This is a genomic window from Ensifer sp. ENS11, from assembly GCF_014851895.1.
In the GTDB taxonomy this organism is placed as follows: Bacteria; Pseudomonadota; Alphaproteobacteria; order Rhizobiales; family Rhizobiaceae; genus Ensifer; species Ensifer canadensis.
The window spans coordinates 35255-52160 of record NZ_JACVAN010000004.1 but is presented as its reverse complement, the minus strand read 5'-3'; the positions used below and the strand labels follow the sequence as shown (position 1 = coordinate 52160).

Sequence of the window (16906 nt, the reverse complement as noted above, 5' to 3'; positions counted from 1 at the left end):
TCTCAACACCAAGGAGACCACGATGCAGAACGAAATCGTTTCACCCGAGGCGTGGCTGAAGGCGCGCCTGGACCTGCTTGCCGCCGAAAAGGAATTCTCCCGTCAACGGGAGGCGCTGACGCGCCGCCGCATGGAAATGCCCTGGGAGCGCGTGGAAAAATCCTACCAGTTCGACGGGCCGAACGGCGCCCTGTCGCTCACCGATCTCTTCGACGGCCGCTCGCAGCTGATCGTCTACCACTTCATGCTTGGTCCCGACTGGCAGGAAGGCTGCAAGCACTGCTCGTTCTGGGCCGACAATTTCAACGGCATCCCGGTTCATCTCAACCATCGCGACGTGACCTTCACCGCCGTATCGCGCGCACCGCTCACCCAGATCGAGGCTTACAGGAAGCGGCTGGGCTGGAGCTTCCCATGGGTGTCATCCTTCGGCAGCGACTTCAACTTCGACTATCAGGCATCCCGGACGCCCGAACAGCTCGCCAAGGGCGAGGCCTACTACAACTACAAGATCCAGCCGAGCACCGTGTCGGAACAGGTGGGCATCAGCGTATTCTACAGGGACGACAGGAACGAGCTGTTCCACACCTATTCCTGCTACTCGCGCGGCGTCGAGATGCTGAACGGCGCCTACCATTTCCTCGACCTCGTACCCAAGGGCCGCGACGAGGACAGCTTGAATTACCCGATGGAATGGGTGCGCCGCTGCGACCAGTACTGAGGCCACGATCAATACCGAGGCAAGGTGACCGGCCGCAGTGCAGCCGGTCGCCACCTATCGCGGCGTGTGGTGCGACGCGCGAGTTCTCCACCGCAAGGGGCACACGACGCGCAGCCACATGACGGCTGCCCCGGTTACCGATCCCGGATCATTCGCGTACCGGCTCGACGTCCGGCAGCACCCACGTCTTTTCGAACAAGGCCTTTGTCGGCGCGTAGAGGCGGAACATAAGTTCGAAGTCGCGCTGCGAATCGGTCGGGATCCAATTCGACTCTTTTCCATCAGGAGCTTTCGGACCAAGGTAGATATCGACCGAGCCGTCGGCATTCTTCTGCAGTTCGGCGACCTGCGAGGAACGGCTGGCGTGCGGCATATTGCGGATCAGCGCGTGGGTCTGGCGATCGTAGGCGGTCAGCGACCAGTATTGCTCGACCGGGACATTGGCCGGTACCGTCAGCCGGTAGGTCTTCGACCCCTCGAAAGCCTGGCCGTCCTTGTCCTTGATGGCAATAAGGTAGAACTGCCCCGCCCCCAGGCGCTTGATGCCGACATAGGCATAGCTGTAGGTGACGCCGCGAATATCGACGGGATAGGCATCCGGCTCATCGTACGACGCCTGCGCCGCCTTGACGAGCTCCGGGTCGGCCGGGAAATTCCAGCGTCCTTTGTCATAGAAGGGTTTCAAGCCGGCATCGTATTTCAACTCGAGCCATTCGCGGGCCTCCTCTATTCCTACCGCGAGCGCCTCGGTGGTCGTGGCTTCCGGCCTGAACGGCTTTCCCTTCTCGATGCCGAGAGACCGCAGCTGATCGATCATCGCCCGGTCCCGCGCCAGCCATGGTTCGCTCTGGACAATGCGATCGAGCGACTGGAAGAAGCTGACATCGTAGCGGATGGTACTGTCGAACAGCACGTCCCTGGCATCGGTAAACACCGTCTCCGGCGGAGATGCCGCCTGGGACAGCGGATAGACCTTCAGCCTCTTGGCGTAGGCCACGGACTTTTCGATATCAGCGTCGGCGTGGCTGGCGAGGTTGGACCGCAACAGCGCATAACCGCCATAGGTATTCGACTTCAGTGGTATGTAGCCTTCGGGGATCGTCCCGACATAGCCCGGCGGCAGAACGAGGTACTTTCCGCCCTCGCCCTGGTCGGCGCCGGACGGACCGGCATCCTCCAGGGGCATCTGCCACACATCGACAATGTTGCCGTTGATCGATCCACCCTCGGCAGGGGGCACCTCGATGACCACCGGCCCGACATCACGGGTATCGGTGAAGGTCATCAGATAGATCGCATCCGGGTTGGGCGTCAGCGTCTGATTTTGCCAATCGAGCGGACGGGACCAGTAGACGATCTCGTTGACCTTGCCCTTGGTCTTGGTGAGCATTTCCTGGAGCATCAGATCATAATTGACCGCTGGCATGCCCCAGATCACTGCCTCCACCGCACGACGCTCGATCGTCCGCCGTGCGAGTTCATCGGGTGAAAGTGCTGCGGCGGCCGACGACATCGCCGCCAGAGCCATCGCCGCAAAAAACAACCGCCTCATGCTGCCCTCCTGCCAATTGGCCGTGGAGCTACAGCATTGTCCGAATCGATCGCAGACGTAAGTGCGTTACTGTAAATGCAGACGCGAGAGCGGAGTTAGACGGCGGCAGCCGTCTGCGAATGCGAGAGCCGCCTTTCCGCTGAGGGCCAGCATGACTCGCGATGGCGCCCGCGCTCGAAATTATGTCGCAGCCCCTTCAAGAACCAGGACATCACCATCGGCCGGGATTCGCAGCTTCATCGCCGAAATCCCGCTGTTATCAGCAGCTTCGCGCAGGTCATGCCGGGTGATCGTGGCGTGGTCGAGCGCCTCCATATGCGTGGCGACGACCACGGCATCGCCGGATGTTTCGCAGACGGCAACGGTTTCCTGCGCATCCATGACGATGAGGTCGCCGTCCCAGCGGGCACCGCAGGAATGGGTGACGATGATGTCGGGCTTCGTCTCGGCGATCACGCTTGCCACCGGCGGATAGAGCACGGTGTCGCCGGCCCAGTAGATCGACGGTTCGCCCGCAGCTTCAAGCGTGAAGCCCATGACCGAGCCCATCAGCTCGACGACGGCCCCAAGGCCGTGGCTGCCTTCGCGCCGCGTCAGCGTCAGCCCCTGCCAGCTGGCGCGGTCGACAAGCGGGATCACGTCGGTAAAGCCCGCGGCGCGGATCTCGCCTTCATCGCCAGGCTGACAGAAGATCGGCAGATGCTTCGGCAGCCGTTCCTTGGCCACATCGTCGAAATGGTCGGAATGCAGGTGCGAAACGATGACCAGTTCCACGCCATCAAGGATCGCCTCGATCGACACCGGCAGCTCGACCATCGGGTTCTCGGACCGGTTGGCAAAGGACGGCAGGCTGTGTTTCGGCGCCAGATAGGGATCGATCAGCACCGTGCGGCCGGCATAGTCGAGCTTCAAGGTGGCGTTGCGGATCAGCTGCAGTTTCATGGGGCGCATCCTCTGGCGACATCAGGTGTTTGACGGTCGCCGGATGGTTACGATTGCGGCGACAAAATCAAGCCCCGAAATGCGACCACGGCCGGGCGAGCCGGACACGCGGCGTGGTCCCGACGACGCGGATGGGGCTGGGAGCGCCGACCGCGGGAACTGCCCGCGTTCGCAATTACCACCGCCAAAGGAGACAATCCCTAAAGTTGCATTGTTCTACCGAGCAGAACTTTAACGACCTATCGCCAAACGTGGCGACAAGCACGAGCAATCGGGAGAGACATCGTGGAAAACGTCATTAGCGGCGGAGCCTACGCGCGGGCATGGGCATGGCGTTTTGGCCTTTTCGTCGTCGTCACCCTGGCATTTCCGTTTATCGTGTATGCCCTGGTCCATATGAACGGCGCCGCCAGAACTGATGCTGCCGGCGCCTTCGCCGTGGTGCTTGGCGTCTATTTGAAGCCGATCATCTACCTGACCTTCGCAGCGTCGCTTGCACGCATCTCGATCGCCCGGAGCAAGGTAGTCGGCATGCCGGGCAAGATCGGCATCTACATCGTCCTGCTTGCCCTGTCCGATCTTCCCTTTGCGCTCATTTTCGGGGCGCACTGGGGCGTCGCTTTCTTTTTCGGCTTCGCCGGCCCGCAATTACCCACTTCGCTCCTGAGCGCGGTCATTGCCATCATCACGCTGAGTCTTGCACGCGCACCAAGCGGTCCGATGAACGAGGGCCACGCCGCCGCGTATCGCGTCTGGTCCACCCTGCTCGTTCTCATGATGGCGTACGGCCTGCTCGGGCTTGCGATAATGCTGTGGCCATTTTTCTTTGGCCTGCATGGCTTTGGTCTCTACGGTGCGCTGACCTGGGCCAAGGTCTACCTGCACCGTTTCACCCTTTATCCCGGCCTGCCGCTGTCGCTGTTCATCGCTGCCTCGGTCTATCTCATCTACGCCAGCCGAAAACACACGGGCGGACCGGCCGAGACAGGCCAGCCCCAGCGCGGCGCAACAACAAGCTTCGGTCTTCGGCGCGACTGAAACATCACGCATGCAGGAGCGCGGTTGATTTCGCCACGGCAGCATCCATCATCGCGGCCCCTGGTTGGCGGAGGAAACCGCCACATCTCCTGCGGCGGCAATGATCTGCTCGGCGGTCGGCAAGGTTCCAAGGCCCTCGGGGCCGTTGCGTGCCTCGACCTCGGCCCAGGCAATATGGCCTGACCCATCGACAAGGAAATGGCCGACAAGCTGGGTGCCATGGTTCTCGAAGATGGACCGGTCGACGTCATTCAGCTCGAAGCCATCCTTGGTGTTGAGCACGGTATTGGCCTCCATCGGGTGTGCCGGCTCGGCCATCTCGTCGTTCGGATTGATGCGCGCTGCGGCAAACTGTTCGAAGCTGGCGTGAAAGGGCCATTGCTTCTTTTCCTCACCGTCGGCCGGGGCGAAGACCACGCGCGGCACGCCGAAGTCACGATGCGTGCGGCACTCCGGATCGCACAACACCGTCACCGGCGTCGGCTGAAACTGGAGATAGAGCCTTGCCCGCTCGAGCGGCGTGTTGATCACGGCCAGTGTCTCGACGCCCGCCTCGCGCAAGGCGGGCTGGAGCGCGGAAAATTGCCGCAGCTGGCGCCGGCAGAACGGGCAATGCAGGCCGCGAAACAGCCCGATCAGAAACGGGCGTCCGCGCAGGTCCGCGAGCGAAACCACGCCCCCGACGTTGGCGGCGGGTAGCGAGAAGGCCGGAGCAGGCTCGCCCGGTTGCAGTGCGCGGATCGCTTGGCTCATGCTGACTATCCTCCATCTGGGTCCGAAGATCACGCTGTTGTGTGGCCGCGACGCCGTTCCGGTCGGTCGCCATGCCGCGGCCCTGTCACCGCCAGCTGCAGTCCCAGGGCTGCCCGCGGGCGGCGCGGTGGCACACGAAGGTGCGGCCGCAGGAATGCATGGCGGATCTCATCGTGCGTCCGCGCCCCGTGCCGCGCTCCAGGGTCTGGCGGGCTGCGAGCTGGGCACTGGCCGGGCAGTTGGCAAAACTCTTTTTCTTGGCGTCGTCAGGCGCCGTAATGGTGTTCGATGGCGCTTTCCTGGTCGGCGTCTCGTCGGTGCTGCGCGTCTTCGCCGGCTCCGGCAGCTTCGCCTCGCGCTTGATATCGACGCAGCGGCCGCTCTTCAGCTGCTGGTTCTGGGCGCAGACGAGCGGGCAGATCCGCGCCTTCTGCGACCGCAATCGTTCCAGCACGCCATCAGACGGCTCAAGGGCCGCAAGCTCGACCTTGATCAGTTTGGCGAACTGCTCCAGCGCCCTGCGGCTTCCGAGACCCCAGAGCCCGTCTTCGCTGCCGGCGCGGCAGCCGACGCGGTTCAACTCCTTCTGGATCGAGCGCACCAGCTCCCGGTCGGGCGAGGCGGTTTCAAGCGTCGGGGTTTGGTTGGCCAGCGGCTGGGTCAATGCAGCCACCTGCTCCGTTGCGGTGGGCAGCCCCCCGACAGGCGGTGCTTGCTGTTTCGCCCCCTCGGCTTCCAGCTGCGCAGCCGCAACGTCGGCCGCCGCACGCTCGATGATCCTGATTTTCGCCTTCGCCAGCGAGACGAAGGCACCACCAGGATATTGCTGCAGATAGGCGTCGAACAGGTCTCGGTCGCTCGATCCCTTGATCGTGTCCCAATAGGCAAGCTCGGCGGCGTTGTCGCCCTTGTCGCCGCCGGCCGACGCCGCAGGCTCCGTCGATGTCGATGGCTTCAGCACCACCTCGCCGGTCAGCGAGGAATTGTCCCAGGGCACCTGCTTGCCATCGGTCGCCTCCAGCACGTCACGGCGCACGTCGATCAGCTCACGGGTGATGTCGCGTCCGGGCTTGCCGAGGTGGCGCAGCAGCGCCGCCGTGAACGGTGAGTTGCGCCCGGCGCCGTCGAGCGCAACGTTGCCGGGCTGGGTGGCAAAGGCGATCAGCGAGCCGATGCCGGTACCGACCTTCGCCAGCCCCCGGCCGATCGAGCTGGAGCGCGTGCCCATCGAGCGGGCAAGATTGACTGCCAGCGGATTGTCGCGGCAGGCATCGAGGAACACCAGATTGACCCGCGTCTCGCGCTCCATCGCCGAAAGGATCAGGTTCATCGGTACCGCCTCGAATTCAAGGTCGATATAGGAGAGAAGCTTGGCGTCGATGGGAGCGATATAGTTCTCGCCGTTCACCTGCAGGCCGTGGCCGGCATAGTAGAACAGCGCGAGGTCCGCACCGTCGAGCTTGCCGACGAAGTCGCGGATCGTGTTGCGCACGCCGGCAAGATCAAGATCGCGACCGACGACGACCTCGAATCCCAGCGCTTCAAGCTTGGCGGCCATGTCGCCTGCGTCGTTGTCGGGGTTGGGAAGCTCTGGCACATATTGGTAGGCCGAGTTACCGATGACCAGCGCCACCCGCCTTTCGGCAAGCGCCTGCGAACATATCAGCACCAGGAAGACCGCGATGACGATGCGAAGCCAATGCATGCCATACCCCCCGGGCATGCCCATGCATGCCCCCCGCTGCACGTGTCCTTAAATCGTTGTCGATTTAGGGATAAAACCTGCAGCAATTCAAAGCGCTACAGCGACCTTTGCGCGTCTGATAAGACGCGCGGCGCTGTCTTAACTCGCCTGCCCCGCCGCCGCACAGCGCCTGTTGTCGCAAGGGTGCGATCCATTGCCGGCCCTGTCAATGCCGCCGACCCGCCCTTGCGTCACCCGGTCTGCGCGAAACCTTGTGGACGCTTCGTCTCTGGAATAACGGGCGATCGCCGCATTTCATTCAATTGCCAAATGGGATTAGCGCGTCCTCACCCCTTCGGTTTAGGGCTGCGCGCAGGCCGCTTTTGCCGGCGAGGTCGCGCACCGATGCATCTGGCGCGATGTCGTGAAACGGAAAACGGCGCCGGGTGATCCCGACGCCGTTTCGAATTCCGTTTGAAGAGCTGCGCTTACTTGACGATCGCCGAACCGTTGACGATCTCGACATTCTCGTCGCCCTGCAGGCCGATACGGTCGCCGCTCGGCGTGGTGACGAAGCAGCCGCTGGGGCAGATCATCTCGGTGGCGCCGGCGCTGATCGCCACTTCCATGCGGCTTTCGCCCTCGACGACAACCAGAACAGCAGTCTCGCCATCCTTGTTCGTGACAGTCGCGGCCGAAACCGCCCCTGCCGCCAGCACGCCGGAAAGCAAAGCAATCACAAATGTCTTCATCGCCCATCGACGCCCGCGGCGCCGCCCTTTTGCACAGCCGTCCGCCCCGTCGGATAAGCGACGGTGGCTCCGGCCACCTCTTCAGCCCATGACAGCCTAGACCGTCAAAAGAAGAATTGCATGCTTTTTATCGCGGGCAGGCTGAATAGCGGCTGAACGCTCCGTTTATCAGCGGTTGGGGTTTGAGCGGCGGCTGGAAGCGCGGCGCTTGCCGCCTTCCTCTTCATTTTCCTCGTCAAGCGGCGCCGCGGAAGCGGTTTCCTTTTTCGAGGCTGTGGCCCTCGCCTCGGCCGACGTTGCGCCCTTTGGCTCGCCGACGGTTTCCGGCTCGTGGCTCTCGATGCCGGTCTGATCTTCGATCGGCACGTCCTCGATCTTCAAGGGGAACGGTGCACCGATGCCCTCGTCGCGGAAGCGCTCGTAGATGGCCACACGCAGATCGTTGCGCACGCCGCCGCCGGTCAACACATCGGCCACGTAGATCCGGAGTTCGAAGGTCATGCGGTCATCGCCAAAGGAGGTGAAGCCGACGCTTGGCGACGGGTTCTTCAGCACCATCGGATGGGCGGCGGCAATCTCGGCCAAGAGATCCATGATCCGCCGGGGCTCGCTGGCATAGGTGACGGTGACGGCGATTTCCGAACGGCCGAGCTTGTTGCGGTGCGTCCAGTTGCCGACCGACGCGTTGATCAGCAGCGAGTTCGGCATCATGATCGACTGGTGCTGGAAGGTCTCGATCTCGGTGGCGCGCACCGAGATGCGCTTGACGAAGCCTTCCGTCGTGCCGCTGACGATCCAGTCGCCGACCTTGAACGGACGCTCGACCAGGAGAATGAGGCCCGAGACGAAGTTCGAAACGATGTTCTGCAGACCGAAACCGACGCCGAGCGAGAGGGCACCGGCGACGAGCGCGAGATTGGAAAGGTCGATACCGGCAGCCGAAAGGCCGATCAGGCACGCGAGCCCAACGCCGATATAGCCGATGCCGGTGCGGATAGAGTTTCTGACGCCCGCATCCACCCGGCTGCGCGCCATGATGTTGCCGTCGATCCAGCGCTGCACCCAGCGGGTGACGATGTAACCAAGAATGAAGAACAGGATGCCCGCCATGATGCCCATGAGCGAGATGGTGATGGTGCCGATCTTGATCTCGGTGATGGCGCGATAGGTCCAGGATTCGATGTCGGCGACCTGGAAGCCCCATTGCAGCAGGATCAGCGGAATGAAGAACAGGGTCACCAGCGCGTAAATGCTGAGGCCTGCCACCAGGCCCACCTGATCGAGCCCGACCTGTTCAAGTTTGAAGCGGCGCTCGAGATAGCGCCCCGCTGCCGTTTCGGCGAACGCCCCCTGGCGCGAGACCGCCTTGCCGGTGAGGAAGCCGATATACATCATCACCAGGATCGCGCCTGTAATGATGATCTGCGTGGCGATGAAGCGGGACAGGCCGACATAGCCGGTAGCGGCGGCGATGATGAGCGACGCGCCAGTCAGGATCAGAACGATGGAGACCAGGCGCGGCCACGGGCGACCCGGCGCATCGAAAGGCTCATCGTGCTTGAGCGTCGGCTTGATCCAGGCCGAAGCAATGATGATCAGACCGATGATGACAGAGGCGGTGAAGCTCTTCACCACCGTCAGCACGACCGGCGAGCCGAGCGCTTCGCTGACGCCGCCGAACATGTAGTCAAGGCCGTTGACCAGCGCCATGGCGAAGATGGTGACCAAAAGCACCTTGGCGCCGCGATCCGACACGCGCACGAGGCGCCAGCGCGAGTCCGACGGCGACAGCACCGCATTGGCGAGCGTGGTCACGAAGAACCCGACCACCGTGACCGCAAGCGCAATCGCGATGATCGGCGTGATATCCGAACGCAGCACGTTGAAACTGTGCAGGAAGAAGAAGCTCGACAGCGCAAAGGCGCCTGTCGAAATGGTCGGAATGAATGTCGACCAGAAGGCAACCGACAGACGCCGGAAATAGCTCGGCTCCTCGTCCGACTTGTCGTGGTGGATATAGGGTGAAAACAGCTTGTTACTGCCGACGAGGAAGACGAGTGCGGCACAGATCGACAGGAAGATCGCGGTCAGCAAGGGAATCCGCTTGTATTTCCAGACGAAGGTCAGCCAGCTCATCGTGCTGCGCGACAGCACCTTGGTTTCATTGGCCGTTGCCGACAGCGCCTCGTCGAACATTTCGACCGAAACGTCGGTGTTCTTCAACAGCGTGTTGGAAAACAGCGCGCGTCGCGTCGCCGTGATGCCGTTCGACAGTTTCGTCGCCTGGACCGAAAGGCCCTCGGCCTCCCCCGTCAGCGCATTGATCTCGCCGCGTTCGGCAAGCAGCCGCTTGCGCTCGGCCGTGACGATATCGGCTTCCGGTGGCTGCCCCGCGCCCGGTGGATCGCCGAGTTCGGTCAGCCGCGCCTTGATCTCGTCCAGCCGCGGACGCGTGGCGATCGAGGTCGAGATGATCTGCTTGGCGACGGCATCGACCTGCACCTTGAGCTCGGCAAGCGCAATGTCGTCGTCACTGGCCTTGGCAATGAGGTCCCTCAGCCGCGCCAGTTCCTTGCCGGCGTGAGCCAGTTGCTCCGCCGTCTGGCTCTGGCCGGCTTCGGCAGCAACGGCTGCGTCGGTCGGCTGCGCTGGCGTCGCGGCGTTTTGCGCCGGTTGGGCAGCACCCGCTGCAGGCTGCTGCACGTTCGCTGCCGGCTGCGCCTTGCCGTCGGCGGCCGGTTGTGTGTTCTGGGCAGGCTGCGCGCCGCCCTCGGCAGGCACTGCCGGAGCTTGAGCGGGCTTCTCGCCGGGTTGCGTCGTCGTCTGCACCGGTTGGGCGTTTTGCGCCACGACAGTGCCGGCACCGGCCAGCGACAGCAGGCAGACAGAAACAGCGAACAACTTTGCCACGAAATGCAATTTCAAAACCCTCGGAAGCCCAGACCTCGCCCGGATGCGGAATCGCCCCGGCAGCCGTCACAATGCGGTTTGAATACGAAAGACGGCGGAAAGATGCAAAGACACGGTAAAACATGCCTTCACAGCCCGTAAAACTGTCAGAATCCTGCGCCCGGCTGCGCCAGATAGGTCAGTTCCGCCGCCGTCGACGTCCGACCGACGAAGGCGTTGCGGTGCGGGAAGCGACCATAGGTCTCGATCACCTCCCGGTGCCGGATTGCATAATCGATATACATGGGATCGCCGAGCTCGGTGAAAAGCTTCACCGCCATCGTCTGATCCGTCAGGTTCTCCGAGTGCTCGAACGGCATGTAGAAGAACGCCCGCCACTCCGGCCGGACCGCCATGTCGGCGCCGGCGCCGACGGCGAGCTTGGCTTCCCGGAGCGCCAGGCCGTCGGTCGCAAAGGCAAGCGGCGTCCCCCGATACATGTTGCGCGGCAACTGATCGAGAAGCACGATTGCCGCCAGCCGGTTTTCCGGCGTCGCCCGCCAGATGTCGCCGATCTCCCTGGCAAGGGCGAGGTGCGACGCCTGGAAGCGCAGGAAGCAATGTTCGTCCAGCTCGCGCGACGGCTTGAACCAGTGGTCGAGCGACAGTTCCTCGAACCAGAATTTCAGCACTTCATCCGGGGTGCAGGCCTCAGCTTGATGGGTCATTCGCTCCTCATGTCATGCCGTGGGGACGGTCGACCTATCAGATAGGCGGCAATCGCACCGTGTCCATGCCGCTGGCTTACGCGCGACGCTTCAAAATGGCAATAAAAGCCATGCCGCCGACAAGCCCGGTGATGACGCCGATCGGCATATCCTCGGGCGCCATGACGACGCGGGAAAAGAGGTCCGCCCAGATCAGCACCAGCGCCCCGACGAAGGCCGAAAGCGGGATGACCCGGACATTGTCGCTGCCGGCAAACAGCCGCACGAAATGCGGCACCATCAGGCCGACAAAGCCGATCGCGCCGGAAAAAGCGACCATGACCCCGGTCAGAAGTGCGGTGACGACGAAGAGGACGAGGCGGAACCGGCGAACGGGAATGCCGAGCGTCGTTGCCGTCTCGTCGCCCATGGCAAGCGCATTGATCTCGCGCGCCCTCAGCACGAGGTAGCCGAGGCAGGCTGTCAGCACCACCGCGGGATAGACAAGATGCGGCCATTGCGCGAGCCCGAGACCGCCGAGCATCCAGAAAATCACCGTATGCACCGCCCTTGGATCCCCGAGGAAAATCATCAGGTTGCCGACAGACGTCAAGGTGAAGGCAACGGCCACGCCTGATAGCACCAGCCGGTCGGCATTGGTGCCGAGCACCCTTGTCACGAGCGCAACAAGTGCGGTCGCAGCCAGCGCGCCGGCAAAGGCAAACAGCGGCACCGTGGCAAGGCCGAGAATGAGTCCGGTGTGCAGTAGCGCGATGATCGCGCCGAGCGCGCCGCCGGAGGACACACCGAGCAGATGCGGATCGGCAAGCGGATTGCGGGTAACCGCCTGCAGCACGGCGCCGGTCAAGGCCAGCCCGGCTCCAACCAGCCCGGCAAGCACGACACGCGGCAGGCGCACGTCCCAGACAATGCTTTCGCGCCCCGCCGACCAGACGACGTCGACGCTGCCGGGCGACAGCTTCGAGGCGATGATCGACCAGACGGTCGAGACCGGGATGGGCGCTGAACCCCATGAGACGGCGGCAGTGATCGTCAGGCACAGCAACAGCAGCGCCGCGAGAATGGCGGTCGTGGTTTTCACAGTCCGTCCCTGGTCAATTATTGGAATGGAAAGGCGGGAGCATGCGAAACGGCATGCTCCCGCAGGCCGCCTCGGTTACATCGCCTGCCCGTGAAAGGCCCTGGCAAGGCGCGCAATGGCATCGATGTTGCGTGGACCCGGTGTCGCCTCGACATAATCGAGCACGACGAAGCGGTCATTCCTGACGGCATCGATGTTCTTGAAGGCGGGGTTGCTCTTCATGAAGGCGATCTTCTGCTCGGCGGTGACCTCGCCATAGTTGACGATCACCACCACCTCAGGGTTCTTGTCGATCACCGGCTCCCAGGAAATCTCGGTCCAGCTCTTCTCGATGTCGTCCATGACGTTGACGCCGCCCGCCGCCTCGATCATTGCCGTCGGGATACCGAACCGGCCTGACGTGAACGGCTTCTCCTCGCCGGAATCATAGACGAAGACGCGGGTCGGGCGTTCGATGCCGCCGGTGTCTGCAGTGATCTTGTCGAGATCGCGGCGATAACCGTCGACCAGCGCCTGCGCCCGATCCTCGACGCCGAAGATGCGGCCGAGATTGAGGATATCGACGAACATGTCGTCCATGACAGGCTTGCCCTTGGCCATGACGTGAATGCAGGATTCGGTCAGCTCATAGACGTTGATCTTGAAGGGTTCGAGCGTTTCCGGCGTCACCTCGCCCCCGACCTTCATGCCGTAGTTCCAGCCGGCGAAGTAGAAGTCGGCGTCGGCATTGAGCAGCACTTCCTTGGTCGGATATTTTTCCGAAAGCTCCGGCAGCGCCTTGACGCCTTCGCGCAGCTTTTCGTCCAGCGTCTTCCAGCCGGATACGCCGGTATAGCCGACCATGCGGTCCTGCAATTTCAGAGCCAGCATCATTTCAGTGAGGTTGACGTCGTTGGAAACGGCGCGCTTCGGTGCTGAATCGAAGGTCACCTCGCGGTTGCAGCTCTTGACGGTCACGGGATAGGCGAGCGCCGGCGTTGCCGCCAGAACCAGCAGGGCAAAGGCGGAATGGGCAATGAAGGTCTTCATGAAATCAGTTCCTGTCGAGCAAGTGAAAAGGAAAAGCGTGCGCCGCTCGAAACGGCATTGTTGTGGGCAGTGGCGGTGACGCCGAAGGCGGCGGAAAGCGCTTGTGGGTTGAGCACGTCTTCGGGCGGGCCGAAGGCCGTCATGCGTCCCTCCGTCAGGATCGCCACATCGGTCGCGAACTCGGCTGCCAGGTTGATGTCGTGCAGCGTGGTGACGATCGTCAGCTGCAGCGTCTGCAACAACTCGAGAATTTCGAGCTGGTGGCGGATATCGAGATGGTTTGTCGGCTCGTCGAGAATGATGATGCGCGGCTGCTGGGCAAGCGCCCGGGCGATCAGCACCCGCTGCTTCTCGCCGCCCGAAAGCGTCGCGAATTGCCGCCCGGCAAGGTGGGTGAGATCGAGATGCTCGAGCGCGTGCGCAACCGTCTCGCGGTCCCTCGCGGTCCAGCCGCTCATGCCCTCACGCCGGGGGATGCGGCCCATCATCACCACGTCGCGCACGCTGAAGGGAAAGTCGCTCGGCATTTCCTGCAGCACGACGGCAATGATCTTTGCCGCCTCGCGCGCCGTCATCGCCCAGATGTCGACGCCATCGACCTCGATTGCGCCCGCTATCGGCTGGGCCGAGCGATAGAGGCAGCGCAGCAGCGAGGTCTTGCCGGCACCGTTCGGCCCGAGAATGGCAAGCCGGCTGCCGGGCGCAATGGCAAAGTCGATCTCGCGGACCAGCCGCAGGTCCGGGCGCGGTCCCCAATCCAGGGCGTGGACCCGAAGCCCGGCCCCTGTCGCGGTGCAGCTCATCGGCTCGTCCCTCCCCGCGCCATCATTGGAAATGCCAGCCGATGTCTTCGGAGACCAGCATCGCTGCCGGGATGCGCGCCAGCGTCTTGCCGTTGAGCCCGCGCGGCCTCTCGGCCGCCCGCGTCATGCCATCGCCCCTTCCGGCATAGGTGGTCGCGAACGAGACGAGATCATCGATATCCTCCTCGGGCGAGATATCGCCAAAGAGGTAGGTCGCCTTGCCGGTTGCCTGGAAAGCGATGGTGCAAGGCCTGGTACACGCGGCCATGCAGACCGTCCCAGTAATGGAGAAATCCCGGTCGAGCGGCTCGCCGAGCGCGGCAATACTGCGGTTCAGCCGCTGGATCAGATCCGCTCCCGGACGGCATGGGCCGCCGGTGAAACGGCAATCGGTGCAGACCGTTATCGTGTGCTGTCGGGAAACCGGATTGGCCATGTCTCTTCTCCTCCGGATTGGTCCGGAGAGAATGTGGCAACGCGGCATGATGACGGATGACCGTCGCGCAAAAACCAGTTCTTTTCCATCGGAACACCCCGTCCGTTGTGGTTGATCGGTTCGATGGCAGGTCTCCTGGCTCGCGGGTCGCGGCGCATCCACGTCTTCCCGGCTGATCGCCAGTGACATGGTGTGAATGCGCTTTCCGCTCACAGTTGCGGGGGCAGCCACGGTTTCGGCCCCATTTGGGTCGTCCGCTCCGTGTTCCCTTTTCAGCCGCTTCCGCATTGTCGCGGTTGCAGCACCATCAAAGCCTTCGTCGCACACTTCGGCGGAGGTGACAACCGCCGCGACAGCACGGCCTTGGCCTATCAACATGTCGCATTTTTTCATGCGCATTTGTTATGTGATAACATAACATTATTCAACACAAAAATATGTTGACCAACTCGCCCGCACCGACCAACGGGCGTATCCTTCGATGGCGCCTGTGTGGAAAAGGAGATCTGCCATGGCCGCCTATCTGATTGCGGATGTCGAGGTCACCGATGCCGCGGCCTTTGAAGAATACATACGGGAAGTGCCGGCAACGGAGGCGCGCTATGGTGGCCGATATTTGGGGCGCGGTGGCGCTACCCGGGTGCTCGAGGGAGACTGGGAGCCGCACCGGCTCGTCATTGTCGAGTTCCCGGACATGCACTCCTTGCTCGAGTGGTACAACTCGCCGGCGTATCAACGCCTCAAGGCGATCCGAGAGCGCTGCGCCAAGACGCGGATCATGACGCTGGAAGGCGTTGCCACCTAAGCAGTCGGGCCGTCATTGTTCCAGCAGCTTCCGACGTTTACCGCAAAGGTGCGGCATTGGCATATCAACATGCGGCATATTTTCATATTCATCTGTTATGTAATATCATAATACAACACAAGCTAACGAATGATGCCTGCGACGCACATTGGCAGAGCACTTCTCACGCCATCAGGACGATCGATCGCGACTGTCAACCGGACCTATTAATCTGGCATCAGCGTTTGCCGGCGACGGTCATAAGACATTGCTCGACCAACGGACCGGCAACTCTGTGCTGGAAGCGATTTCAAGAGGCGTTGTCAGGCGATACTTCATCTGCCTGGGGTGCCTCATTCCGGTGCGGCGATACGAATGGGACGTGTCCCGACTGGAGCGCCGGTCGCCCGGTCGATGGTGACGGGATCGATCTCCGTTCCGGTCTCGGCGTCGAAGAACCGGGTTACCTCGCCCCCGCCGCGATGCTTGCGTCCCCACGCGCCGATGGCAAACAGAACCGGCAGGAAGTCTTGGCCAGCTTCGGTCAGGACATATTCGTCTCGTGGCGGACGATCGGAATAGCGGCGTTTCTCCAGCAGCCCCTCCTCCGTCAGCGCTGAAAGCCGCCCCGTCAGCATCGTCGGCGCGATACCAAGACTTTTGCGGAAATCATCGAAGCGGGTCAGGCCCGCATGGGCATCTCGCATGATCAGCATGCTCCAGGCATCCCCCACAAGCGCAAGGCTCCTGGCGATCAGGCATGGCTGGCTCGACAGATTTTTCATGTTAGTATCTTTTTGATAGTGACTAACTACTAATTTAATAGTAACTGAATGTTCAGCGATATTCCATGATAAAATGAAAGCACAAGCCGATGAGCAAGACAGAACGCGGCATTGCCCTGGTCACGGGCGCTTCCTCAGGCATTGGGTTGGTGACAGCACGAGCGCTGCGGCACGATGGCTACCGTGTCTTCGGTACCAGCCGAAAGCCGATGCCCGATACCCCGGACGGGATCACGATGCTGATCTGCGATGTAACCGATGACGCATCGGTGCAGACAACCGTCGACGAGGTTCTAAGTCGCGCAGGACGGATTGATCTTCTTGTCAACAATGCCGGGATCGGACTGCTCGGCGGCGCTGAGGAATCCACGACGAAACAGGCGAAAGCCGTCTTCGACGTAAACGTGTTCGGCATCATACGCATGACAAATGCGGTGCTGCCCACGATGAGACGGCAGCATCGAGGACGGATCGTCAACCTCAGCTCCATACTCGGGCTGATCCCCGCCCCCTACAATGCGCTCTACGCATCGACCAAACATGCCATCGAAGGCTATTCGGAGTCTCTTGACCACGAAGTGCGAACGCAAGGCATCCGCATCGTGCTTGTCGAGCCCGGCGTAACCCGCACATCCTTCGAAGAGAACATCACGCGACCGGACCGCCCGCTTGCCGTTTACGACACGGTTCGCGCCGACGCGGAGAGGCTGATGCGCGACATCGTCGCGAAGGGCGATGCACCCGAGGTGGTCGCCGAAGCCGTCGTAAGGGCCGCCAATGCGGCATCGCCCAAACGACGCTACACCGCCGGAAAAGCTGCAGGACAAGTCCGTTTCATGCGTCGCTTCCTGCCCGAGTCCATCGTCGACAAGAACCTTCGGAAGTTCAGCAGACTTCCCGATTGAGCTGTCGCCGCCGCACTGCTGGCG

15 protein-coding genes, 1 pseudogene and 1 riboswitch are annotated in these 16906 nt (G+C 62.4%); of the genes and pseudogenes, 4 read left to right on the top strand and 12 right to left on the bottom strand.

Going from position 1 to position 16906, the window contains the following annotated elements; genetic code table 11:
- The first annotated feature begins 22 nt into the window (after positions 1-22).
- Positions 23-721: a thioredoxin family protein gene (locus tag IB264_RS09500; protein ID WP_025427433.1), complete on the top strand. Its 699-nt coding sequence runs from the start codon at positions 23-25 to the stop codon at positions 719-721.
- Between the two features lie 148 nt (positions 722-869).
- On the opposite strand, the gene IB264_RS09495 is transcribed toward IB264_RS09500, so the two are convergent.
- Together IB264_RS09495 and IB264_RS09490 are read right to left on the bottom strand one after the other, a co-directional pair.
- Entirely contained in the window at positions 870-2273 is a 1404-nt protein-coding gene (locus IB264_RS09495; RefSeq protein ID WP_025427434.1) for a DUF1254 domain-containing protein, read from the bottom strand.
- 180 nt (positions 2274-2453) lie between these two features.
- On the bottom strand, positions 2454-3215 hold the full coding sequence (locus IB264_RS09490) for an MBL fold metallo-hydrolase (RefSeq protein ID WP_025427435.1): 762 nt from the start codon (positions 3213-3215) through the stop codon (positions 2454-2456).
- A gap of 285 nt (positions 3216-3500) precedes the next feature.
- Between IB264_RS09490 and IB264_RS09485 the strand changes: the two genes are divergently transcribed.
- Positions 3501-4253, top strand: a complete 753-nt coding sequence (locus tag IB264_RS09485; RefSeq protein ID WP_025427436.1) for a hypothetical protein — start codon at positions 3501-3503, stop codon at positions 4251-4253.
- Between the two features lie 48 nt (positions 4254-4301).
- On the opposite strand, the gene IB264_RS09480 is transcribed toward IB264_RS09485, so the two are convergent.
- The 9 genes from IB264_RS09480 to IB264_RS09440 all read right to left on the bottom strand — a co-directional run bounded on the left by IB264_RS09480 (position 4302) and on the right by IB264_RS09440 (position 14408).
- Positions 4302-5006 (bottom strand): peroxiredoxin-like family protein, encoded by a 705-nt coding sequence (locus IB264_RS09480; protein WP_025427437.1) that lies wholly within the window; start codon positions 5004-5006, stop codon positions 4302-4304.
- An 85-nt stretch (positions 5007-5091) separates the two neighbouring features.
- Positions 5092-6711, bottom strand: a complete 1620-nt coding sequence (locus IB264_RS09475; protein WP_025427438.1) for a caspase domain-containing protein — start codon at positions 6709-6711, stop codon at positions 5092-5094.
- A gap of 467 nt (positions 6712-7178) precedes the next feature.
- On the bottom strand, positions 7179-7442 hold the full coding sequence (locus IB264_RS09470) for a hypothetical protein (RefSeq protein ID WP_025427439.1): 264 nt from the start codon (positions 7440-7442) through the stop codon (positions 7179-7181).
- Positions 7443-7610: 168 nt separating this feature from the next.
- Positions 7611-10361, bottom strand: a complete 2751-nt coding sequence (locus IB264_RS09465) for a mechanosensitive ion channel domain-containing protein (RefSeq protein WP_025427440.1) — start codon at positions 10359-10361, stop codon at positions 7611-7613.
- Between the two features lie 137 nt (positions 10362-10498).
- The gene (locus IB264_RS09460; protein WP_025427441.1) at positions 10499-11059 is read right to left on the bottom strand and encodes a DUF924 family protein; all 561 of its coding nucleotides are present in this window, start codon (positions 11057-11059) and stop codon (positions 10499-10501) included.
- A gap of 76 nt (positions 11060-11135) precedes the next feature.
- On the bottom strand, positions 11136-12140 hold the full coding sequence (locus IB264_RS09455) for an iron ABC transporter permease (RefSeq protein WP_239637572.1): 1005 nt from the start codon (positions 12138-12140) through the stop codon (positions 11136-11138).
- Between the two features lie 75 nt (positions 12141-12215).
- Complete coding sequence (locus IB264_RS09450; protein WP_025427443.1) at positions 12216-13169, bottom strand: ABC transporter substrate-binding protein; 954 nt, start codon at positions 13167-13169, stop codon at positions 12216-12218.
- Complete coding sequence (locus IB264_RS09445; RefSeq protein ID WP_025427444.1) at positions 13166-13972, bottom strand: ABC transporter ATP-binding protein; 807 nt, start codon at positions 13970-13972, stop codon at positions 13166-13168. Before IB264_RS09445 ends, IB264_RS09450 begins: the two co-directional genes overlap by 4 nt.
- A gap of 22 nt (positions 13973-13994) precedes the next feature.
- On the bottom strand, positions 13995-14408 hold the full coding sequence (locus IB264_RS09440; protein WP_025427445.1) for a DUF1636 domain-containing protein: 414 nt from the start codon (positions 14406-14408) through the stop codon (positions 13995-13997).
- A gap of 107 nt (positions 14409-14515) precedes the next feature.
- Positions 14516-14732, bottom strand: a riboswitch (cobalamin riboswitch).
- Positions 14733-14919: 187 nt separating this feature from the next.
- Here IB264_RS09440 and IB264_RS09435 point away from each other — a divergent pair.
- Positions 14920-15213: a DUF1330 domain-containing protein gene (locus tag IB264_RS09435; protein ID WP_025427446.1), complete on the top strand. Its 294-nt coding sequence runs from the start codon at positions 14920-14922 to the stop codon at positions 15211-15213.
- 289 nt (positions 15214-15502) lie between these two features.
- Here IB264_RS09435 and IB264_RS09430 read toward each other — a convergent pair.
- Positions 15503-15977, bottom strand: a pseudogene (locus IB264_RS09430) (winged helix-turn-helix transcriptional regulator).
- Between the two features lie 89 nt (positions 15978-16066).
- Between IB264_RS09430 and IB264_RS09425 the strand changes: the two are divergent.
- Positions 16067-16882, top strand: a complete 816-nt coding sequence (locus IB264_RS09425; protein ID WP_025427448.1) for an oxidoreductase — start codon at positions 16067-16069, stop codon at positions 16880-16882.
- The last annotated feature ends 24 nt before the right edge of the window (positions 16883-16906 follow it).